The organism is Kitasatospora sp. NPDC087315 (genome assembly GCF_044744345.1).
Taxonomy (GTDB): Bacteria; Actinomycetota; Actinomycetes; order Streptomycetales; family Streptomycetaceae; genus Kitasatospora.
This window is the reverse complement of sequence record NZ_JBIUYD010000002.1, coordinates 323,758-344,967: the sequence shown is the minus strand read 5'-3', so window position 1 is coordinate 344,967 and position 21,210 is coordinate 323,758. Positions and strand designations below refer to the sequence as shown.

Genomic DNA, 21,210 nt, shown 5'->3' with positions numbered 1-21,210 from the left:
TCGTCCTTCTTCCATCAACTGTCAGCAAGGGCTACCCTGCCAACCATGCCAGTGATTGCTGGCATGGTTACCCGGTCTCCGGGGGGACGCTTCCCGGGACAGTTCCTCTTGGCAGTGTGCAATCCGCGATCCCACCCTCAGGAGGACGCCGCATGGCATCCAGCACCAAGCGCCCCCGGCCCGGCACGCCCGCCCAGGAGGCCGGAAACACCCAGGACGCCGACGACTCCCACGACGCGCACGACGTCCCGGAGACCGACGACGCCCCGGCCGCCCACGACCCCCAGGCCCCCGCGGCCGTCCCGCACGTCCGGGTGGCGGTCATCGGCTCCGGCTTCGGCGGCCTCGGCGCCGGCGTCCGGCTGCGCCGCGCCGGCATCACCGACTTCGTCATCCTGGAGCGCGCCGACTCGGTCGGCGGCACCTGGCGGGACAACAGCTACCCCGGCTGCGCCTGCGACGTCCCCTCGCACCTCTACTCCTTCTCCTTCGCGCCCAACCCCGACTGGCCGCGCAGCTTCTCCGGCCAGCCCGACATCCGCGCCTACCTGGAGAAGGTCGCCGACGTCTTCGGCCTCCGCCCCCACCTGCGCTTCAACACCGAACTCACCGAAGCCCGTTGGGAGGCCGAGCAGACCCGCTGGCGGATCACCACCACCGCCGGTCAGTGGACCGCCGACGCGATCGTCTCCGCCTCCGGGGCGCTCGCCGACCCGCAGATCCCCGACCTGCCGGGCCTGGACACCTTCCCCGGCAAGGTGTTCCACTCCTCCCGCTGGGACCACGACTACGACCTCGCGGGCCGGCGGGTCGCCATGGTCGGCACCGGCGCCTCCGCCGCCCAGATCATCCCGTCCATCCAGCCGAAGGTCGGCCGGCTGACGGTCTTCCAGCGCACCCCCGCCTGGGTCCTCCCGCGCGGCGACCGCGAGATCAGCGGGCTGGAGAAGTGGCTCCACGGGCGGCTGCCCGTCACCGCCAGGATCCGCCGTGGCGCGCTGTTCGCGCTCCGCGAGCTCCAGGTGGACGCCTTCGTCCGCCGGCCCGGCGCGCTGCGCCTCGTCCAGGGGCTCGCCGAGCGGCACCTCGCGCAGGGCGTCGCCGACCCGGCGCTGCGGGCCCGGCTCACCCCGGACTACCGGATCGGCTGCAAGCGCATCCTGCTCAGCAACACCTACTACCCGGCACTCGCCGCCGCCAACACCGAGGTGGTCGCCTCCGGCCTGCGCGAGGTGCGCGGTTCGACCCTGGTCGCGGCCGACGGCAGCGAGCACGAGGTGGACGCGATCGTCTTCGGCACCGGCTTCCACGTCACCGACATGCCGATCGGCGCACGGGTGTTCGGTGCCAACGGCACCAGCCTCGCCGAGGAGTGGAAGGACGGCATGGAGGCACTGCGCGGGTCCACCGTGCACGGCTTCCCGAACCTCTTCTTCGTCGTCGGCCCCAACACCGGCCTCGGCAACAGCTCGATGATCCTGATGATCGAGTCCCAGCTGAACTATCTGATCGACGCGCTCACCACGCTCCGCTCCGTCGGCGCCACCGCGATGCAGCCGACCGCCCGCGCGCAGCGGCACTGGAACCTCGAACTCCAGCACCGGATGGACCGCACCGTCTGGACCACCGGCGGCTGCCGCAGCTGGTACCTGGACAGCAGTGGCAGGAACACCGTGCTCTGGCCCGCCTCCACCACCGCGTTCCGCCGCGCCACCCGCAAGGTGGACCTCGCCGAGTACGAGCTGATCATGCGTACCGCGCCCGCGCCCGCCGCCGGCGCCGCCACCGCCACCACCGAGGAGGCCCTGGTATGAGCCCGACGCTCCCGGCCGACTGCCTTCCGCCCGCTCCCGTCGAGGAGTTGGACGTCCGCTCGACCGACGGCATCCGGCTGCACGTCGAGATTCACGGGCAGCCCGCGGCGCCGACCGTCGTCCTCGCCCACGGCTGGACCTGCTCGACCGCCTTCTGGGCCCCGGTCATCCACCAACTCGCCGACCGTTACCGGGTGGTGGCCTACGACCAGCGCGGCCACGGTCGCAGCGAGATCCCGCCGAGCCGGGTCCGCTACTCCACCCGGGCGCTCGCCGAGGACCTCTCGGCCGTGCTCACCCGGACCGTCCCGGCGGGGGAGCGGGCCCTCCTCGTCGGCCACAGCATGGGCGGCATGACCATCATGGCCGCCGCCGGCCGCCCCGAGGTCGCCGAACGCACCGCCGCCGCCCTGCTGGTCTCCACCGGCCCCGCCGACCTGATCGCCGAACTGACCATCCTGCCGGGAGCGGTGCGCTCCCCGGGGCTGCGCCGCTTCCTCCACCGCCGGCTGCTGGGTTCCCGGCTGCCGCTCGGGCCGGTCGGCCCGGCCAGCCGCGCCGGGCTCAAGTACGTGACGATGGGAGCGGCGTCACCCACCGACCGGGTGCAGGCGGCGGCCCGGATCGTGCACGCCTGCCCGACCGCCGTCCGGGCCAACTGGGCGGGCGTGCTGGAGCGGCTGGACGTCAGGGCCGGACTCGCCCGGCTCACCGTGCCGACCGCCGTCATGGTCGGCACCGAGGACCGGATGACGCCCCCGGTGCACGCCCACCGGATGGTCGCCGCGCTGGCCGACCCGCAGGGACTGCTCCTGCTGCCCGGCATTGGCCACATGCTGCCCGTCGAGCGGCCCGCAGAGGTCGTCGCCGAGATCCACCGCCTCGCGGGCGCCCATCTCGCCGTCGCCCACCCGCCCGGCGTCCAGCCGTCGGCCGCCTCACTTGAGAGGACCGCCGACGCATGAACGCCATTCCGCCGCTCTCCGCGCAGGTCGTCGTGATCACCGGTGCCGCCCGAGGCGTGGGCGCCGCGCTCGCCCGCACGCTCGCCCGGCGCGGCGCCGAGGTCGCCCTGGTCGGCCTGGAGCCGGCCGAGCTGAAGAACGTCGCCGCCCTCTGCGGACCGACCGCCACCGCCTGGGAGGCCGATGTCACCGACATCGACGCGCTCACCGAGGCCGCCCGGCAGATCAAGGAACACCACGGCCGGATCGACACCGTCGTCGCCAACGCCGGCATCGCCGTCGGCGGCCCGCTGCTGGACAGTGACCACCGGGTGTTCAGCCGGGTGATCGAGGTCAACCTCCTCGGCAGTGTCGCCACCGCCCGGGCCTTCCTCCCCGCCCTCACCGAGAGCCGCGGTTACCTCCTCCAGATCGCCTCGCTCGCCGCGATCGCGCCTGCCCCGCTGATGAGCGCGTACTGCGCCAGCAAGTCGGGCGTCGAGGCCTTCGCCCACGCGCTCCGCGCCGAGGTCGCCCACCAGGGCGTCAAGGTCGGGGTCGGCTACCTGAGCTGGACCGACACCGACATGGTGCGCGGCGCCGACCAGGACGTCGTCCTCGCCCGGATGCGCTCCCGGCTGCCCTGGCCGGCCGGCAAGACCTACCCGCTGGATCCGGCGGTCGCCCGCCTCGCCGCGGGCATCTCCCGCCGCTCCGCCCACGTCTACGCCCAGGCCTGGCTGCGCGGCATTCAGCCGGTCCGCTGGCTCCTCCCCACCCTGATCGCCGCAGTCGGCTCCCGCGATGTCGCCAGGCTGGCCCCGGAGCTGAAGGCCACCGCCGCCACCCGGACGCGCCCCGTCGGCGCGGGCGGCGCCGCCGACGAAGCGGCGCGCGGCGAACGGACCTGAGCGGCACGGGCAACGGAGGATAGGTAACAGACAACAAGCAACAGATAACAGATTTCGAAATCTGTTATCTGTTACTTGTTGTCCGAACCTTGTCCGCCCGCGCAGCCTTACCTGGCAACGTGCTTCAGTACCTCGTAGCCGCGCTGGACGAAGCGTCCGTCCAGCGCCGGGCCGCAGTTGGCCAGAGCCCCGACGACCGAGGCGGTCTGGGGGCAGAAGCCGACCAGTGAGGTGAAGCCGCGCGTGGCGCCGGAGTGGAAGAAGAGGTCGCGGCCGCCGACGCGCCGGTGGTTCCAGACCAGGCAGAGCTGGTCGGTCGAGCGTGGCAACCGCAGCCGGAGCTGCTGGACGTCGTCCAGAGCCTCTCTCAATTCGCTTTCCTCGCCGGGAAGATGCGCGCGGAGGAAGCGCAGCACATCGGCGCCGCCGGCGCGGACGGCGCCGGCGCCGGGCAGGCCGGGGATGCGCCAGGGCGGCAGCGGGCGGCCTCGCCGGTGTCCGACGGCCCGGTCGGGGGCGTCGGGGGAGCAGGTGGTGGACCGCAGGTCCAGCGGGCGGAGAATGCGGTCGGCGAGCAGCTCGGGGTAGGTGGCGCCACCGGCCTCGGTGAGCAGGCGGCCGAGCAGGGCGACACCGTAGTTGGAGTAGCCGAACCAGCTTCCTGGTCTGTGGTGCACGGTGGTTCGCGCCAGGCCCTCCCTCAACTGCTCGTCAAGATAGGCGGCGTACGGGTTGCTGAACCAGGTGGGGACGGCCTCCGCGAGCAGGCCGGGCGGCAGTCCGGGAAGGCCGGAGGTGTGGGTGGCCAGGTGGAGCAGCCGGATCGGGCCGCCGCGGCGGACGGTCGCAGGGCGCCAGCGCTCGGGGAGGTGGCGTTCCACCGGGTCGTCCAGGGCGAGTTCGCCACGGGCCGCCATGGTGGCGAGCAGCAGTGCCGTGAACGTCTTGGTCACCGAGCCGAGTTCGAAAACGGTCTCGGGCGTGCACGGCGCGGCGCTGTCGCGGGCGAGCCGCCCGTGGCAGCGGACGGCCTGCCGGTCGCCGCGGGCCACCGCCAGTGTGACGGCGGTGGCGTGCGGAGCGGCGGCCCGTACGAGTTCGGCCAGCTCCGGCTCGCCGAAGCCGTCGAGTTCGCCGGGTTCGCCCAGGTCGTCGAGGCGATCCAGGCCGCCCGGGCCGCCCAGACCGTAGGGCCCGCCAGTCGTGGTGGGCCCGCCAGGCCCGTTCACCGGGCCGAACGCGTCGGGCTCCCCCGAACCGCCGAGGGCGCCCGCCACGTTCATGCGGCCACGGCGGCGCCGCCGAGCGCGCGGGAGAGGGTGACGGTGCCGGCCACCACCCCGACCACGGCGGTGTGTTCGTGGTCCTTGAACGCCTGGGCCGGATCCTCCGATACGGGTTCGGAGCTGTCGCGGGGGATCAGTCCGTCCTCGCGCTGAACGGCGGCCAGCGCCTCCCAGCCCTGCATGCCGGTGACGGGCTCGCCGATGCACGAGTCCACCACCAGCAGTTCGCCGACCAGGTCCCACTCGCCGACCTCCAGCCAGATGTCCACCCAGACGGGCAGCCAGGCGCGGACGAAGTCGGCCATCGGCTCGGGCAGGCCTTCCGGTCGGGCGCCCCAGTCGGTGAGATGGAAGACGGCATGAGTGATGTGGTAGCCGGTCATCCAGTCCATGGCCCACGGTTCGGGCGTGGCGCTGAGCCATGTCCCGGCGGCGAGGGCGGCCCAGTCGTCCGGCCGGTCGGCGAGGCCCACCACCCGGCGGGCGTTGGCGACGGCGAGCCGGCGGCCGGGCAGGATCTCGACGGCGTGCACGGACCGCAGCCGGCTGAGCGACGCCAGCAGCTCTTCCAGTGCGGGATGCCGGTAGCCGGCCCTGGCGAAGTGGACATAGGTTTCCAGCGGGTCGGTCATCACCAGATGACGCAACTGCCGCTCGTAGAGGAGGTTTCCGTTCTGCAGCTGGGACCAGCCGAAGTCCAGCATGTCGCGGGCGACCTGGGCGTCCCGCGGGCCGGTGACGCCGTCCCGCAGGACCAGCGAGGCGGCCAGCGCGCATTCGGCGATCGGCTTGTAGGCGTTGTTGGGGTCGGAGAGGTCGACGGTGACGTTGTCCGGGAGCCGGCCGAAGCCGCGTTCATGGGAGGCGTGCAGCCAGGCCATGGCACGCGAGCCGATCTGCTGTGCGATGGACAGCCGCTGATCGTCCGTCATGCCGTCGCTCCGTTCGGGGTGATGGCCAGCAGGGCTTCGGCGATGCCGAGTTCGAGCGCGGTTCGGGAGCTGCCGTCTCCGGCGGCGTGGATCCGCTCCAGCACCGGTTCGACCTCCAACGGCAGTGACAGGCCTTCGGCCCGGGACCAGGCGAGCCAGCGGGCGAGCCGGGCGGCCACCCGGTGGTCGCGGCGCAGCATGGAGCGGACGGTGCCCCGGGCGAGCGCAAGGGTGTGGGTGCGGGCGGTCCGGTGCACCGGGCCGTCGAGGCCGGGCAGGGCGAGCGCGGAGAGCTGGGCCATCCGGACCGACCAGGCCTGCCAGGCATGCGGTTGCGGCTGCGGCGCGTGGTCGGGCTGGGGTGCGCGGAGGGAGAGTTCCGCCAGGCCGGGAGTGCTGATGGAGCGCAGGGTCCGGGCGAACAAGGCCCCGGTGGCCCAGTCCCGCCAGGCGGCGATCAGTGCGGCGCCCTCGGGGGCGTCCGGGCCGTCCGCCTCGGCGGCGGTTGACGGAAAGGCCCGGTGCGCCTCGGCGAGCAGCAGGACGGCCTCGGTGTCGGGCGCGGCGCCGCCGAGCAGTTGCGGGGCGAACAGGTCCGGCCCGAGCACCCGGACGGCGGCGAGCAGCGGCCGGGACGCGTTGGCCGTGCCGGGGTCGACGAGCGCGACCGCACCCCCGGCGCCCCGAAGGGCGCCGAGGGTCTGGGCCGCCATCTGCTCGACCGCTGCGGCGTACTCGTCGCGGAGCGAGGTATGGGCGAATGACATGGCTGGGTGGTCCTCCTTGAGGAAGGCTTCACGAAGGCTTGCGGGGAGGCCCGTTGGGAGAAGTTCCACATCGGTGGGCTTCGCGACGGGTGGCTTCACCGCGCAAGCCTTCGTGCGTGGCCGGTACCCGTTCCGGTTACCGGGTCTTCTCCTTGGGCGGCTTCGGGGACAGAAGGATGAGGCCCAGCAGCAACAGCAGCCCGGCGGCTTCGGGGCGGTACGTGGGCGCGTCGCTGACGACGGCCTCGTCCTCCACCATCAGGGCGCCGAGGGTGTCGAGTTCGGCCCGGGTCGCGCGCGACGCCGGGGCTTTTCCGGTCAGGTACTGAGCAAGCATCAGAAGTGCCTCCTCATAGGATCGTCATCGCCTGGTCCGGCGATGCCCCCGGACCGACCTTATGAGCGCCCACCGATACCTGCATCCGCAGTGCGCTGATCGGTTACCTTTCCGGTCTGTTGGGCCCGCCGGGGGTGGGGTCGGTACGGTCGGGGATATGACCACTGCCTTGATCACCGGCGCGACCGCCGGCATCGGAGCCGCGTTCGCCCGCCGGCTCGCCCGGAGCGGCTATCAACTCGTCCTGGTGGCCCGGGACACCGGGCGGCTGGAACGTTCCGCCGCGGACCTGCACGCGAAGTACGGCGTCGAGACGGAGGTGCTCACCGCCGATCTCGCCACCGACGAGGGCATCGCGGCCGTCGAGGCCCGGCTGGCCGATGCCGCCCGCCCGGTGGACCTGCTGGTGAACAACGCCGGCTTCGGCAACAAGGGCGCGTTCCTGACCGTCCCGCTCCAGGACGAACTGGACATGCTGAAGGTGCACATCGAGGCGATCCTGCGGCTGACCACGGCGGCCCTGCCGGGCATGCGCGAGCGGCGGCGCGGGGCGATCGTCAACGTCGCCTCGGTCGCGGCCTTCCTGCCGCGCGGCACGTACGGTGCCAGCAAGGCGTGGGTGGTGAGCTTCACCCAGGGGGTACTGCGCGATGTCGGCGGGACGGGAGTGCGGCTGATGGCGCTCTGCCCGGGCTTCACCCGGACCGAGTTCCACCAGCGGGCGGGCATGGGGACGGGCAACATCCCGTCCTGGGGCTGGCTGTCCGCTGAACGGGTGGTGGACGAGGCCATGCGGGACCTGGCCCGCGGCCGTTCGCTGTCCATCCCGGGCAAGCGCTACAAGGTCGCGATCGCGGCCGCCCGGCTGCTGCCGTCCGGCGCGCTCGGCGGGCTCTCCTCCAAGGCGGCGCGCACCTACGGACCCAACTAGGGCTTGCCCGACGGCCGGGGGCCGGTCGGGCGGCGGTCGGGGAGCGCGGGAATAGAGTGAGCCTCATTATTAGCTTTGCTAACTATGAGCTATTCTCGCTGTGCTGGTGGCCGCCCGACCGCCATGCCCGCCGCGCGCCCGCGCGTCCGACCCCGGGAGGTCCGCCCTTGAGGCCCGAAGGCATCCGATGGACCCCACCCGAGCGCGCCGAGGGCGAGCCCCGCCCGCCGTCCCAGTGGCGCCGGATCCTCGCGCTCTTCCGCCCGTACCGCGGCCGGCTCGCCGTGGTCGGCCTGCTGGTGGCGGCCTCCGCGGTGGTCTCGGTGGTGTCGCCGTTCCTGCTGAAGGCCGTCCTCGACACGGCCATCCCCGAGGGCCGCACCGGGCTGCTCAGCCTGCTCGTGCTCGGGATGATCGCCACCGCCGTGGTGAACAGCGTCTTCAACGTGCTGCAGACGCTGATCTCCACCACCGTCGGCCAGCGCGTCATGCACGACCTGCGCACCGCGGTCTACAGCCACCTCCAGCGGATGTCGCTGGCGTTCTTCACCCGGACCCGCACCGGTGAGGTGCAGTCCAGGATCGCCAACGACATCGGCGGCATGCAGTCCACGGTGACCTCCACCGCCACCTCGCTGGTCTCCAACTTCACCAGCGTGATCGCCTCGGTGGTCGCCATGGTGGCGCTGGACTGGCGGCTGACCGTGGTCTCCCTGCTGCTCCTGCCGCTCTTCGTGTGGATCAGCCGCCGGGTGGGCAACGAGCGCAAGAAGATCACCACCGAGCGGCAGAAGCAGCTCGCCGCGATGAGCTCGGCGGTGCAGGAGTCGCTCTCGGTCAGCGGCATCCTGCTCGGCCGCACCATGGGCCGCTCCCACTCGCTCTCCCGGGAGTTCACCGAGCAGTCCGACCAGCTGGCCGAGCTGGAGGTGCGCGCCAGCATGGCCGGGCGCTGGCGGATGAACACCATCCAGATCGTGATGGCCGCGATGCCCGCGGTGATCTACTGGGCGGCCGGCCTGGCCGCGGCCGGCGGTTCGCCGATCGTCTCGGTCGGCACCCTGGTCGCCTTCGTCTCGCTCCAGCAGGGCCTCTTCCGGCCGACCGTCAGCCTGCTCTCGACCGGTGTGGAGGTGCAGACCTCGCTGGCGCTGTTCCACCGGATCTTCGAGTACCTCGACCTGCCGGTGGAGATCGCCGAGCCCGAGCGGCCGGTCGGCCTGGAGAAGATCCGGGGCGAGGTCCGCTTCGAGGGGGTGGAGTTCCGCTACGACCCGGAGCAGGAACGGCCCACCCTGTCCGGCGTCGAGCTCAAGGTCCCGGCCGGCGGCTCACTCGCCGTGGTCGGCGAGACCGGCTCCGGCAAGACCACGCTCAGCTACCTCGTCCCCCGGCTGTACGACGTGACCGGCGGCCGGGTCACCATCGACGGCGTGGACGTGCGCGAGCTGTCCTTCGAGACGCTGTCCCGGGCGGTCGGCGTGGTCTCCCAGGAGACCTACCTCTTCCATGCCTCGGTCGCCGACAACCTGCGCTTCGCCAAGCCGGACGCCACCGACGCCGAACTGGTCGCCGCCGCCGAGGCCGCGCAGATCCACACGACCGTCGCCGGACTGCCGAACGGCTACGACACCCTGGTCGGCGAGCGCGGCTACCGCTTCTCGGGCGGGGAGAAGCAGCGCCTCGCCCTCGCCCGGACCATCCTGCGCAACCCGCCGGTGCTGATCCTGGACGAGGCCACCAGCGCGCTGGACAACCGCACCGAACGTGCCGTCCAGCAGGCCATCGACACCCTGGCGGCGGGCCGGACCACCATCACCATCGCCCACCGGCTCTCCACCGTCCGGGCGGCCGACCAGATCGTCGTCCTGGACCGGGGTGAGATCGCCGAGCTGGGCAGCCATGACGAACTGGTCGAGGCGGACGGCCGGTACGCGGCGCTGCTGCGGCGCGAGGCGCCGACGGCCGTGCTGGACCGGGCCTGACGGGCGCGCGTTCCGGCCGCGCGTACCGCAGGGCCGGGTACCGCCCGGGGTCAGGCGGCCTTGGGGACCTCGTTGTAGCTCTCCACGACCTCCTGGCCGGAGAGCTGCTGGATCGCCCGCATCACCTCGTCGGTGACCTGCCGCCGGGCCTTCAGCGAGCGGGCCTGCCCGTGCAGTTCGTCGAAGTGCAGCGGTTCGCCGAAGCGGACCGTCACCTTGCGGACGCGCGGCACGCGCTTGCCGATCGGCAGGATCTGCTCCGGGCCCTCCAGCGCCACCGGCACCACCGGGACACCGGCGGTGAGGGCCAGCCAGGCCACGCCGGTCTTGCCCCGGTACAGCCGGCCGTCGAGCGAGCGGGTGCCCTCGGGGTAGATGCCGAACGCCTTGCCGTCCTCCAGGATCTCCAGCGCCGACTCCAGCGAGGCCTGGGCGGAACGGTAGGTGCCGCGCTCGACCGGCACCGCGCCGATCGACTCGAAGAAGCCCTTGGACAGCGCGCCCTTCAGCCCGGTGCCGGTGAAGTACTCGGCCTTGGCCAGGAAGTGCACCCGGCGCGGCGCGGTCAGCGGGATCACCACGCTGTCGATGAAGGAGAGGTGATTGCTGGCCAGGATCACGCCGCCCTTGCGCGGTACGTTCTCCAGACCTTCGATGTTCGGCCGCCAGATCCCCCGGGAGAGCGGTTTCAGCACCAGCTTGGTGACGAGATTGAGCATGGTCCCTCCCTGGACGAGCATGCCCGGGAGGCGCCCGGGCCTGAACATACGACAATCGGTGATCGGTTCCCGGCCGGGCCGAGATCAGAACCGCAGACTACGACACCCACCCCCGAGCCCGTCCACTCCCGCCGGCCGTGGCGCTCGCCACGGCCGGGTAGGGTACGGCCGTCGGAAACGCACATCAGCAGTTCATAGGAGGGGCAACTCATGGCAGACGTCGACACGATCCGCGCGGCCTTCGACAAGTACGACGTGAACGGCGACGGCCGGATCACCGCCGCCGAGTACGCCAGGGTCGCGCGCGAGCTCGGCGACCTGACCACGTCGATCTCGGTGGCCGAGGCCGTCATCAAGCAGATGGACACCAACCACGACGGCGAGCTGACCTTCGACGAGTTCCTGGCCGCGCGTCAGGGCTGAGTCCGGTCGCAGCCTGCGGGGCCCGCCGGGCGCGGGCCCCGCAGCCGTGTTCCCGGCCCTCCGGTCTCAGCCCCCGGCTGCCGCCCCCTGGGCTGCCGGCCTCAGCTCTCGGTCGGGAACACCCGGCGGACCACCCGCTCCGCCGCCCCGCCGTCGTCCCACGGGCAGAACCGCTCCCGGAACCTCGCCCGCGCGGCCGGCTCCGGGTCGCCCGCCAGCAGCGCCGCCGCCAGCCCGCCGGCGTCCACCGTCACCGCGCCGGGCGGCTCCGCGAACAGGTCGAAGTAGACCCCGCGCACCCGCCGGTACTCGTCCCAGTCCGGCGCGAAGATCACGATCGGCCGGTCCAGCACGGCGTAGTCGAACATCATCGACGAATAGTCCGTGACCAGGACGTCCGCCGCCAGGTACAGGTCCTCCACGGTCGGGTGCGCGGAGACGTCCACGATCTCCGCCGCGCCCTCGCCCGCCGCCAGGTCGCCCGGGCCGCCGGTGTGGAAGTAGTGGGTCCGCACCAGCAGGGTGAAGCCGGGCCCGAGCCGCCTGGCCAGCTCGCGCACGTCCAGCAGCGGTACGTACCCGCCGCGGCCCTCACGGTGGGTCGGCGCGTACAGCACCGCCGTCCGGTCCGGGGCCAGCCCGAACCGTTCGCGCATCGCGGCCACCTCGGCCGGCGTGGTGTTCGCCAGCCGGTCGTTGCGCGGGTAACCGGTGTCCAGCATCTCGTAGCGGCCGGGGAAGGCCCGGGCGAAGTGCTCGCTGGTGTGCGGGTTCGAGGAGACCAGGAAGTCCCAGCGGTCGACGGCCTCCTGCAGCCGGTCGAAGTCCATCCCGTCCGCGGCGGCCGGGTGGTCCCTGAGGTCCATGCCCATCGCCTTCAGCGGCGTGCCGTGCTGGGTCTGCACGTGCACCGTGCCCGGCCGCTTGACCATCGTGCGCGGGAAGTTGACGTTGTTGACGAAGTACTTGGCGGTCGCCATCGCCTTCAGATAGGCGGGCGTGTTGACGATCACGTACGGCACCCCGGCCGGCAGGGTGGCCGCCTGGGCGCGGTTCTCCACCACCCAGACACCCCGGACGCCGGGCACCAGTTCCTTCGCCTTCTCGTAGATCGCGGCCGGGCTGCACGCGTAACCCCGGTGCCAGTAGGCCGCGTAGACCGCCAGGTGCTCGTCCAGCGGCAGCCGGCGGAACGCGTTGTACGCGGTGAAACGGGCGCTGCTGCGCACCCCGCGCTTCACCGCCGGGGCCACCGCCCGTGCCCCGCGCTTGAGTTCGCGCGGCAGCCGGCCGGTACGGCGCAGCTCCGCGTACGCGATCCGCGATCCGCGCGCCGCCAGCCGGTACTGCACGCCGCGCAGGCCGCCGGGGAAGCGGTAGCCGGCCGGCCGGTGGCGGCCGAAGTGCTCGGAGATCCGGCGGAAGAAGTCCTTGCGCAGCTCGGGCGGGACCAGCCCCGGGGTGTCGTAGACGGTCAGCGCCTGCTGGACGGTCCGCTCGAAGACCAGGGTGCGCAGGGTGTCGGGGACGGGCCGGCCCGGGCGGTCCGGACGGTCGAGGAAGCCGAAGATCGCGTCGTACTGGGCGAAGGCGTCGGCGTGCTTGGGGGAGGCGGTGCTGGTGATCGCGCCGGCCCGGCCGCGCCGGTAGAAGTAGCAGGGGCGGTCGAGGTAGCGCAGCCGTTCGGCGGCCAGCAGCGCCGGGTAGGTGACCGAGATGTCCTCGTAGAACCCGCGCCCGAAGGAGACGCCGAGGCCGGTCAGGAACTCGCGGCGGAACACCTTGTTCCAGACCGACATCACGGTCCGGAACAGCGCCGGGTGCTCGGCCAGCGTGCAGCCCTCGACCAGCGGGGAGCCGGCCAGCACGTGCCGCCAGGGGTTGGGCTCGGTGCCGCCGTCGGGGTAGACGTGGGTGAAGCCGGTGAGCAGGACGTCGGCCGGGGTCTCGCGCCGGTGCTCCTGCTCCAGTTCGTCGAGGACCGCCCCGACGGTGCCCTCGGGGAGCCAGTCGTCGCTGTCGACGAACCAGACGTACTCGCCGCGCACCTCGGGGAGGGCAGCGGTACGGGCGCCGCCGAGGCCCTGGTTCTCGGTGAGGTGCAGGACGCGCAGCCGGGGGTCGCGGGCCGCGTACTCGTCCAGGATCGCGCCGCAGCGGTCGGGGGAGAGGTCGTCGACCGCGATCACTTCGAAGCGGGGCCCGCCGGCCGCGCCGGACCTCTCGGCCGGGCCTGGTTCGAGGATCGAGTCGAGGCAGCGGGGCAGGAAGCGCTCCACTCCGTGGACCGGGAGCACGATGCTGAGGAGAACTGGCACGCTGGCCGAGTCTACCGAGCCGGACCAGCGGCGGAGCCGCCCGGGTGCGACCGCCCGGCCGGTACGGGGCGGAGGCCGGAACCGCCGGTGCCGGACCCTGTGCGGGACGGCACCGGCAGTCTGGTGGTGGCCCGGCCGACCCTCTACGGCCGAGCCGCCGGTCCGGACCCCTTCCGAGCCTGGCCGCCGCAGCGTCGAGGCGGCCTGGCAGTGGCTCGGAGGAGCCGGAAATCTTCATCAGTCGAACACATGACTGGACACTCTCCCCTAAAGGGGCGTCGATAGAGATATTGCTTGGAGGGTCCGTTTGAGTCAATCCCTCGTATGTGTTCACTTCCTGAAGTGATTTTCCCGGAGTGGCTGCGTGGAGAGGCGTCACCTTCTCTCGTCGCCTCTCCGGTCACCCGGCTCCTGGCGGTGCCCCCGTGCGCCCGGCGCGTGCCTCCCGGCCGGGCGCAGCGCCGGTGCGCCCGGGGCCCCGGGCGCACCGGCCGGTCGTGCACCATCATCGATGCCTAGTCGTGACCGGCCCGGCGGCCCCTGGTGCAGCGTCAGTTGACGCCGCACGATACGGTGGCAGAACACCAGGACGGTTGCGCGAAGACCGTCTGTCACGGATAGTCTTCGCCTCACGGCCCTGGCGCCTCGTAGGGGTGGGAATACTGATGGAACAGATGCAAGTGCGGACTCGGCCCCGAGTGCCGGCGATCCAGTGCGGTGTCGGCGCGACCGGCCGCCGGATCGACCGCCACCTGGCTGTGCTCGGCGCGCCCGCACTCCCGGCGGTGGAGACCGCCGAGGCGGTCGGGTTGATAAGGGAACTGACGCCCCGCGGCGCCAGTGCCCCGACCGCCCGTCGCCGTCACGCGCGGGTGTCGCTGCTGACGCCGCTGCGCCGACTGCGCCGGAGCCTCTTCGGCGGGCGAGGCTAGGGCCCTCACGGCTCGCTGTCGCGCCGCTCGGCACGCGACCCGACGGACCTCCGGGACCGTCGGGTCTTCGGCGTGTCCGGATGTCTCCTTCGCGGGGCGCGGTGCCGGGTTGTTCCGGGGTTCCTGGAGGCTCCCGGGGGGCTGCTTCGGGCCGCCCGCGCGAGCCCGGTTCTCCGGGCGGGAAGGTCTGAACCTCTCAGCGTACGACACCTTGCCCACCTGGCACGGAGAGTCGGCGAGGCAGGTCATCGCACCCCCGGGCGTGGGCCAGGATGGCGTCATGGCGGACAACATCCACTCCACCCCCCTGCAATTCCCTTCCTCCTACTCCAGCACCTTTCACTCCACGACCTTCGAGATCACCACCGGCAGCCACGAGGTGGCGCTCGACATCACCGACCGCTGCGCGGAGTTCCTCAACGAGCAGGCGACCGGGCGCGACGGTCTGCTCAATGTCTTCGTACCGCACGCCACAGCGGGCATCGCCGTTCTGGAAACCGGTTCGGGCAGCGACGACGACTTCCTCGCCACCCTGCGCGAGCTGCTGCCCCCCGACGACCGCTGGCGCCACCGCCACGGCAGCCCCGGCCACGGCCGCGACCACGTGGTGCCCGGCCTGGTCGCCCCGCACGCCACCCTGCCGGTCATCGGCGGTCAACTGGCGCTCGGCATCTGGCAGTCCGTGGTCCTGATCGACACCAATGGCGACAACCCGCACCGGACGGTCCGGCTGTCCTTCCTGGGCTGACGCGCCACCGTTCGGCCGACGGGCTACCGCTGGATCGCGGTGTCCGGGGCGTCGGTGTTCCGGGCCCCGGTGTCCGAGAGAGCTGTAGTGCCGGACGGGCCTGCGGTGCCCGACATGGCCGGGGCGCCGGCCGGGGCGGTCGTGGCGGCAGTGCCGTCCGCGGCCGCCCCGGCGACCGCCGCGAGATAGCGCTCGATCGCCAGGTACTGGCAGAGCACCGCCACCGGGCGGCCCAGCCGCGCGTACCAGGCGGCGAGCCGGGAGAAGGCCGTGACCTCGAACCACACCTCGCCCGCCGCGTCCATGCTCACCAGGAACGCCTCCTCGCCGCACTCCGGGTGTCCCGGCAGCGTCCCGTACGCGAAGCCGATCCGGTCCGGCGCGGCCACCGTCCACACCACCCGGCAGGGGATCACCAGGTGCGGGCGCCGCAGCCCGGGCAGGCTCAGCCGCAGCAGCACGGTGGCGCCCTGCTCGGCGGGGGCGTACGGGTGGACGGCGAACCCGCTGCCCAGCTGGCTGCCCCAGCCGAGGACGTACCGTCCGGCCCGCTCCAGCACCTCCGGCCCGTGCCCGAGGTGGATCCGCCGCCGCAGCTGCGCGTACCCCGCGGGCAGTCGGGCGTCCCGGGTGGCACCCACCTCCGGGTAGTCGGGCGAGGCGGCGCGGGCGGCTTCAAGGCGCCGGTGGAGAGCGGTCGGCATGGGCCCCACCGTAGCGGGCGCGTTCGGCGGGTGAGGCGGTCGGTCCGGGTGGCGGGTCGCTGGGCCGAGCCCCGCCACCCGGGCCCGGACGACCTTGCGGGCAGGCGGGGGAGCGGAGTAGGAAGGCGGCATGAGCGAAGCGGTGGACACGGCGGGCGTGCTGAACGAGGACGACGGGCCGGTCTGTGCCCTGGTTCCCACCGGGGCGGAGGCGGCGCTGACGCGTGCCCCGGAGTCGGCCGGTCCGCGCGCGGACTGCGTGCTGTGCGGGGAGCCGACCGAACTGCCCGCCGACCACCCCGGCAGCACGCTCTGCCCCGTCTGCGCCTGGCAGCAGGCCCAGCGGATCGCCTGCACCGGCTGACGGACGCCCCGTGGTCCCATGGCCGCCTGTCCGTTACACCCGATGAGGTGCACCGGGCTGGCTCAGCCGTCGGTGTCGGGGAGCGGGCCGACCCTGGTCACGGCTCCGGTCCACCAGCCCGGTTGATCGGTGGCCGCCCAGTCGACGTCCAGCTCCCGGCAGGTGAGCTCCGCGGCCTTGAGCCGCATGGCGGCCTGAGCGGTCTCCGGCTCGCAGGAGACCGCAGGACGATCGAGAGCGCCGTCGGCGATGCCCCGGGGGTTCTCGAAGTACACGGCGTAGCGCCAGCGGTCAGGGGTGCGGTACAGGACGAGCGTCCTCGGCGTCCCGAAAGTACGCCAGTACGGCTTTCGTGCGTTTCCCATGCCCGCACGGTATCGGTGCGGGTGCGGACTGCCCGCACCCCGGGCGGCCGGCCCGGAGATCACGCGGGCCGGCCGGCTCGCCGCACCCCGGCCGGCTCGGCGTCGCCCGCCCCTCAGGCGTCCTCCCGGCCGGCCAGGGCGAGGGTGGAGCCGTGACGGCCCTTGCGGACCAGCAGCTGGGCCGGGATCCGGCTGCGCAGGTCGGCCACGTGGCTGACGATGCCGACTGCGCGATCCCGCTCCCGCAGCCCGTCGAGGACGTCCATCACCTCCTCCAGCGCCTGCTCGTCCAGCGTTCCGAAGCCCTCGTCGATGAAGAGGGTGTCCAGCGGCATCCCGCCGGCCTCGTCGGTGACCACGTCCGCGAGGCCGAGGGCCAGGGCGAGCGAGGCGAAGAAGCTCTCGCCGCCGGAGAGCGTCGCGGTGTCCCGTTCGGTGCCGGTCCAGGCGTCGACCACACGCAGCGCCAGGCCCGAGCGCTTGTTGCCGGTGCCCCGGTCGTCGCTGTGGACGAGGGTGTAGCGGCCGCCCGACATCCGCACCAGGCGATCGCTCGCCGCCGCCGCGACCTGCTCCAGCCGGGCCGCCAGGACGTACGACTCCAGGCGCATCCGCAGCCGGTTCTCGGTGGAGGTGCCGGCCGCCAGCGCGGCGAGCCGGTTGATCCGGCCGTAACGGACCAGGGCCGGGGCCAGCGAAGCGGCCAGCTCAGCCAGCCGCCGCCCGATCGCGGCCAGCGCCTCGCAGCGCTCGCGCGCCGCGGCCTGGGCGGCGTGCGCCCGGCGCAGCCGGTCGACGGCCTCCTGGAGCCGGGCCCGCGCGCCCGGCACGTCCGCCGGAGGGCGGGCCGCCGCCTCGACCAGCTCGGGCAGCGCGAGCTGCCGCTCCACCGCCGCCAGCTCGGCACGGTGCCGCTCCAGCCGGGCCTCCAGCTGCTCGCGCTCCTCCCGTCGCAGCAGGACGGCGGTGGCCTCCTCCGCGCTCGGGAACCCGGCCGCCACCGCGGCCCTGGCCAGCTCGTCGTCGGCGTTCTTCAGCCGGAGCGCCGCCTCCGTACCGGCCCGCGCGGCCGCGGCCAGCGCCGCCACGCCCCCGGTGAGCCGGGTGAGCGCCGCCGCCCGGTCGGCCACCGAGGGCGCGTCGCCCCGGGCGGCGGCCACCCGTTCGGCCAGGTCCGTCCGCTCGGTGCGGAGCGCCTGGATCCGGGCCGTGAGCGCGGCGCTGCGCTCACCGGCCTCGCGCAGTGCGGCGAGCCGGACGGTCTGCTCCCGCGTCAGCCGCTCGACCCGCTGGGTGACCGGGCCCAGCCCCTCCGCCACCCGCAGCGCCTCGCGGTGCTCCCGCTCCAGCGCGGTGAGCGCCTCCGCCAGCGTCTCCGTGCTCTCCGGCCCGGCCGCGCCGGCGGCGGTGGCCTCGCGGACCCGGAGCCCGGCCAGCTCCCGTTCGGCGGTGTCCGCCGCCTGCTCGGCCGCAGTCTGGGCCGCCCTGGCCCGCTCCTCGTCCTCCGCGCTGACCTGGCCGCCCGCGGGCCGGGCCGGCGCCGGGTGCTCCGGCGAGCCGCAGACCCGGCAGGACTCGCCGGGCCGCAGCTGTGCCGCCAGTTCGGCGGCCATGCCGCCGAGCCGGCGTTCACGCAGGTCCTGGCTGTGTTCGCGGGCGTCCAGCGCCCGGGCCCGCAGGGCCAGCGCCCGGGGCTCCGCGTCCCGGATCTCCGCGCGCAGTCCGTCCCGGCCGCGGGCGGCGGCCAGGCGGTCCGTCGCCTCGCCGCGCCGCGTGTCCACCTGCTCGACCCGTGCACCCGCGGCCCGGGCCGCGGACTGCTCCTCCTGCAACGTGGCGAGCCGGCCGTCGAAGCCGTCCAGCCACTCACCCGCCTCCTCGGCCAGCTCCTCGGCCCGCTGCCGGTCGGCGTCCAGCGCCCGCTCCTGGTGCCCGAGCTCGGCGCACCGCCGCTCGTCGGCCTGCGCCGCCTCCAGCCGGACCACCTCGGCCCGCAGCCGGAGCTCGGCCTGCGCCAGCTCCTCGGCCTCCGCATGGGCGAGCGCCGGGCCCGTGCCGGCCATGACGCGGGCCTCGTCCGGGCCGTAGGCCTTGTCCGGCCCGGCCGCCCCGTCGGGGACACGCTCCCCGCCCGGGACGCGTGCCGTCTCCGGGATGCGCGCCAGCGCCGCGCGGTGGCGCCGCTCCTCGTCGCCCGCCACGCGGTAGGCCTCGGCGGCGGCCTCGCGCAGCCGTAGCACCGACTCCACGCCGACGGCCGCCTGCGCGGCGGCCAGCCTCCGCCGGTCGCGCCCCAGCGCCGCCTCGCCCTCGGCGAGCCGGGCGGCCTGGAGCGCCGCCTCCTGGTGGCGCCGCTGCCGGCCGGCCAGCTCCTCGGCGGCCTCCCGCGCCAGCTGCGCCTCCCGGTGGCCGGCCTCGGCCCCGGCCAGCGCGGCATCGGCGACCGCGAGCTGTTCGGCGGCGCCGCTGCGTAGCATGGCGGCCCAGCCGAGCACCCCGCCGGCGAGATCGGTGCCGGACCGCGTGGGCTCGTCCTCGGCGGGTACCCAGCCCTCGGCGGGCTCGGCCGCCGGGCCGGCCGCCTGTTCGGCCTTGCTGGCCAAGTCCCGAAGGCTCCGCCGCCCGGACTGGACGGCGGCCTCCTGGGCCCTGCGCTGTTCGGCCAGCCAGGACTCGACCTGCCCGAACCGCTCGGTGTCGAACAGCCGGCTCAGCAGCTTGCCCCGCTCCACGGCGTCCGCGCGCAGGAAGCGTGCGAAGTCGCCCTGCGGCAGCAGCACCACCTGGCAGAACTGCTCCCGGCTCATCCCGATCAGCCGGTGGATCTCCTCGCCGGCCTCCTGGTGCGATTTGCTGACCGCCTGCCAGCCGGGTGCGCCCCCGCCCGCGTCGGCCGTCCACTCGCGCAGCAGGGTCTGGGCCCGCTCGACCGTCGTCCCCGTGCCGACCTTCTTCGGCCGTCGCTGCTCCGGGAGCCGGGTGATCTCCAGCCGCCGCCCGCCGAGCGTCAGCTCCAGCCTGACCTCGGTCAGCCGCCGCGGGTCGGCGTGGTCGCTGCGCAGCCGGCTGGCCCGGCGGGCGCCGGGCACCTCGCCGTAGAGGGCGAAGCAGACCGCGTCCAGCACGCTGCTCTTGCCCGCGCCGGTGGCACCGCGCAGCAGGAAGAGCCCGCCGGCGGAGAGGGCGTCGAAGTCGACCGTCTCGGCGCCGGCGAACGGGCCGAAGGCGGTGACGGTCAGCCTGTGCAGTCTCATCGGGGCAGCTCCGCCTTCCGGTCGGTGGTCTCCCGGACGCTCTCGAAGCCCTCGCGCAGCCAGCCCAGCTCGTCCCCGTCCGGTTCGGAGCCCGGGCGGACGTGGCGGAGGAAGCCCTCGGCGATCTCCAGATCCGCGCGCCCGCTCACCCGGGCCGCGTACGACTGCGAGGGCGCCGCCTCGGCCTCCTCGGGGTCGAAGAGCAGTTGCAGGGTGTGCGGGAAGCGCCGGCGCAGCTTCTCCATCGGCTCGGCGGGGCGGCCCGGGTCGGTCAGGGTCGCCTGTACCCAGGACTGCTCGAACGGCGCGTACCTCTCGTCGGACAGCAGCTCGTCGAGCCTTCCGCGCAGGCAGGCCAGCGGGCGCGGCCGCGGGCAGTCGATCCGCTCGGCGGCCACCGAACCGTCCGCGGCGAGGTCGACCAGCCACATCGTCTTGCGCTGGGTGGCCTCGGAGAAGGAGTAGGCGAGCGGGGATCCGCTGTAGCGCAGGTGCGGGGCGAGGGTCTGGCAGCCGTGCAGGTGGCCGAGCGCGGCGTAGTGCACACCGTCGAAGACCGAGGCGGGCACGGAGGCGACGCCGCCCACCGCGATGTCCCGCTCGCTGTCGCTGGGCGCGCCGCCGGTGACGAAGGCGTGCGCCAGCACCACCGCCCTGGTACCGGCCGGGCGGGCCGCCAGGTCGGCTCTGACCTGGTCCATCGCCGCGCCGAGCACCGCCGCGTGGCCGCCGCGCTCCAGCCCGAAGCGCTCCCGGACCAGCGTCGGCTCCAGGTACGGCAGCCCGTAGACGGCGACCGGCCCGTGCGCGTCCGCCAGCAGCACGGGCACCGCGCACTCGCCGGGGTCGGTGCGCAGATGGACGCCCGCCCGGCCGATCAGCCCGGCGCCCACCCCCAGGCGGCGGGCCGAGTCGTGGTTGCCGCTGATGAACACCGTCGGCACGCCGAGCCCGGCCAGCCGGTGCAGCACGTCGTCGAACATGGCGACCGCCTCCAGGCCCGGCAGCGCACGGTCGTACACGTCGCCGGCGACCAGCACGGCGTCCACGCGCTCGGCCCGGACCACCGCCACGAGGTGGTCCAGGAAGGCGCGCTGGGCGTCGTGCAGGCTCTCCCGGTGGAACGAACGCCCGAGATGCCAGTCGGAGGTATGCAGCAGTCGCATGGTCCCCGACCCTAACGTCCGTCACCGACAACGCGGCCCGGAACTGGGATCCCGCCCGTTCCACCGGCCTGCCGGGAATCGCTCTGGGTGGATTGTCGGTGACGGTGTGTAGGTTCTCGATCGTCGGTCGCCCGCGGGATTCCGGGGCGGCCGTGAGAGATGCGAGAAGAGAGAGGGAAGCCATGTCCGTTCGGTCCCGGTACATCGAGTTCTCCGGTCCGGTCGGCCCTGCCGGTTCCGACCGGTACCGGGCGGCGGTGCCGACGGGGAGGCGGGGTCTGCCGCGGGTTCGGGTGCACGCCGGGCAGCG

General features: G+C 73.8%; 19 protein-coding genes. 9 read left to right on the top strand and 10 right to left on the bottom strand.

Annotated features, from left to right (window positions below; translation table 11 throughout):
- Positions 1-152: 152 nt before the first annotated feature.
- Genes ACIO5D_RS04555 through ACIO5D_RS04545 form a run of 3 tightly spaced genes read left to right on the top strand, consistent with a single transcriptional unit; the run spans position 153 to position 3,669 of the window.
- Positions 153-1,814 (top strand): NAD(P)/FAD-dependent oxidoreductase, encoded by a 1,662-nt coding sequence (locus tag ACIO5D_RS04555; protein WP_363608524.1) that lies wholly within the window; start codon positions 153-155, stop codon positions 1,812-1,814.
- Positions 1,811-2,779, top strand: a complete 969-nt coding sequence (locus ACIO5D_RS04550) for an alpha/beta fold hydrolase (protein ID WP_400649615.1) — start codon at positions 1,811-1,813, stop codon at positions 2,777-2,779. The genes ACIO5D_RS04555 and ACIO5D_RS04550 overlap by 4 nt, the downstream gene beginning before the upstream one ends.
- Positions 2,776-3,669, top strand: coding sequence for an SDR family oxidoreductase (locus tag ACIO5D_RS04545; RefSeq protein ID WP_400649613.1), 894 nt, complete (start codon positions 2,776-2,778; stop codon positions 3,667-3,669). The genes ACIO5D_RS04550 and ACIO5D_RS04545 overlap by 4 nt, the downstream gene beginning before the upstream one ends.
- Before the next feature lie 107 nt (positions 3,670-3,776).
- Here the strand turns inward: ACIO5D_RS04545 and ACIO5D_RS04540 are convergent, their stop codons facing one another.
- From ACIO5D_RS04540 to ACIO5D_RS04525, 4 genes are all read right to left on the bottom strand, one after another.
- Entirely contained in the window at positions 3,777-4,952 is a 1,176-nt protein-coding gene (locus ACIO5D_RS04540; RefSeq protein WP_400793909.1) for a serine hydrolase domain-containing protein, read from the bottom strand.
- Positions 4,949-5,887, bottom strand: coding sequence for a DUF6895 family protein (locus ACIO5D_RS04535; protein WP_400793908.1), 939 nt, complete (start codon positions 5,885-5,887; stop codon positions 4,949-4,951). Before ACIO5D_RS04535 ends, ACIO5D_RS04540 begins: the two co-directional genes overlap by 4 nt.
- Entirely contained in the window at positions 5,884-6,654 is a 771-nt protein-coding gene (locus ACIO5D_RS04530) for a hypothetical protein (protein WP_363608513.1), read from the bottom strand. Before ACIO5D_RS04530 ends, ACIO5D_RS04535 begins: the two co-directional genes overlap by 4 nt.
- A 136-nt stretch (positions 6,655-6,790) precedes the next feature.
- Positions 6,791-6,991: a hypothetical protein gene (locus tag ACIO5D_RS04525; RefSeq protein WP_363608511.1), complete on the bottom strand. Its 201-nt coding sequence runs from the start codon at positions 6,989-6,991 to the stop codon at positions 6,791-6,793.
- A gap of 157 nt (positions 6,992-7,148) precedes the next feature.
- Between ACIO5D_RS04525 and ACIO5D_RS04520 the strand changes: the two genes are divergently transcribed.
- Both ACIO5D_RS04520 and ACIO5D_RS04515 read left to right on the top strand, forming a co-directional pair.
- Positions 7,149-7,922, top strand: coding sequence for an SDR family oxidoreductase (locus ACIO5D_RS04520; RefSeq protein WP_363608509.1), 774 nt, complete (start codon positions 7,149-7,151; stop codon positions 7,920-7,922).
- A gap of 167 nt (positions 7,923-8,089) precedes the next feature.
- Complete coding sequence (locus ACIO5D_RS04515; RefSeq protein WP_400649600.1) at positions 8,090-9,907, top strand: ABC transporter ATP-binding protein; 1,818 nt, start codon at positions 8,090-8,092, stop codon at positions 9,905-9,907.
- A 50-nt stretch (positions 9,908-9,957) separates the two neighbouring features.
- On the opposite strand, the gene ACIO5D_RS04510 is transcribed toward ACIO5D_RS04515, so the two are convergent.
- Complete coding sequence (locus tag ACIO5D_RS04510; RefSeq protein ID WP_363615259.1) at positions 9,958-10,626, bottom strand: lysophospholipid acyltransferase family protein; 669 nt, start codon at positions 10,624-10,626, stop codon at positions 9,958-9,960.
- A 210-nt stretch (positions 10,627-10,836) separates the two neighbouring features.
- On the opposite strand from ACIO5D_RS04510, the gene ACIO5D_RS04505 reads away from it, so the two are divergent.
- Complete coding sequence (locus ACIO5D_RS04505) at positions 10,837-11,049, top strand: EF-hand domain-containing protein (protein WP_363615257.1); 213 nt, start codon at positions 10,837-10,839, stop codon at positions 11,047-11,049.
- Between the two features lie 101 nt (positions 11,050-11,150).
- Here ACIO5D_RS04505 and ACIO5D_RS04500 read toward each other — a convergent pair whose 3' ends face one another.
- Positions 11,151-13,367, bottom strand: coding sequence for a CDP-glycerol glycerophosphotransferase family protein (locus ACIO5D_RS04500; protein ID WP_400793907.1), 2,217 nt, complete (start codon positions 13,365-13,367; stop codon positions 11,151-11,153).
- 665 nt (positions 13,368-14,032) lie between these two features.
- On the opposite strand from ACIO5D_RS04500, the gene ACIO5D_RS04495 reads away from it, so the two are divergent.
- Together ACIO5D_RS04495 and ACIO5D_RS04490 are read left to right on the top strand one after the other, a co-directional pair.
- Complete coding sequence (locus ACIO5D_RS04495; RefSeq protein WP_363606336.1) at positions 14,033-14,299, top strand: hypothetical protein; 267 nt, start codon at positions 14,033-14,035, stop codon at positions 14,297-14,299.
- 280 nt (positions 14,300-14,579) lie between these two features.
- Complete coding sequence (locus ACIO5D_RS04490) at positions 14,580-15,047, top strand: YjbQ family protein (RefSeq protein ID WP_363606338.1); 468 nt, start codon at positions 14,580-14,582, stop codon at positions 15,045-15,047.
- A 23-nt stretch (positions 15,048-15,070) separates the two neighbouring features.
- Here ACIO5D_RS04490 and ACIO5D_RS04485 read toward each other — a convergent pair whose 3' ends face one another.
- Entirely contained in the window at positions 15,071-15,751 is a 681-nt protein-coding gene (locus tag ACIO5D_RS04485) for a DUF1990 family protein (protein WP_400793906.1), read from the bottom strand.
- A gap of 130 nt (positions 15,752-15,881) precedes the next feature.
- Here ACIO5D_RS04485 and ACIO5D_RS04480 point away from each other — a divergent pair, with 130 nt between their 5' ends.
- Positions 15,882-16,115, top strand: coding sequence for a hypothetical protein (locus ACIO5D_RS04480; RefSeq protein ID WP_400649592.1), 234 nt, complete (start codon positions 15,882-15,884; stop codon positions 16,113-16,115).
- A gap of 62 nt (positions 16,116-16,177) precedes the next feature.
- On the opposite strand, the gene ACIO5D_RS04475 is transcribed toward ACIO5D_RS04480, so the two are convergent.
- From ACIO5D_RS04475 to ACIO5D_RS04465, 3 genes are all read right to left on the bottom strand, one after another.
- Positions 16,178-16,480 (bottom strand): hypothetical protein, encoded by a 303-nt coding sequence (locus ACIO5D_RS04475; protein WP_363606342.1) that lies wholly within the window; start codon positions 16,478-16,480, stop codon positions 16,178-16,180.
- 113 nt (positions 16,481-16,593) lie between these two features.
- Positions 16,594-19,734, bottom strand: a complete 3,141-nt coding sequence (locus ACIO5D_RS04470; protein WP_400793905.1) for an AAA family ATPase — start codon at positions 19,732-19,734, stop codon at positions 16,594-16,596.
- Positions 19,731-20,900 carry an exonuclease SbcCD subunit D gene (locus ACIO5D_RS04465; protein ID WP_400793904.1) on the bottom strand — a complete coding sequence of 390 codons (1,170 nt, stop codon included), beginning with the start codon at positions 20,898-20,900 and terminating at the stop codon, positions 19,731-19,733. Before ACIO5D_RS04465 ends, ACIO5D_RS04470 begins: the two co-directional genes overlap by 4 nt.
- Between the last annotated feature and the right edge of the window lie 310 nt (positions 20,901-21,210).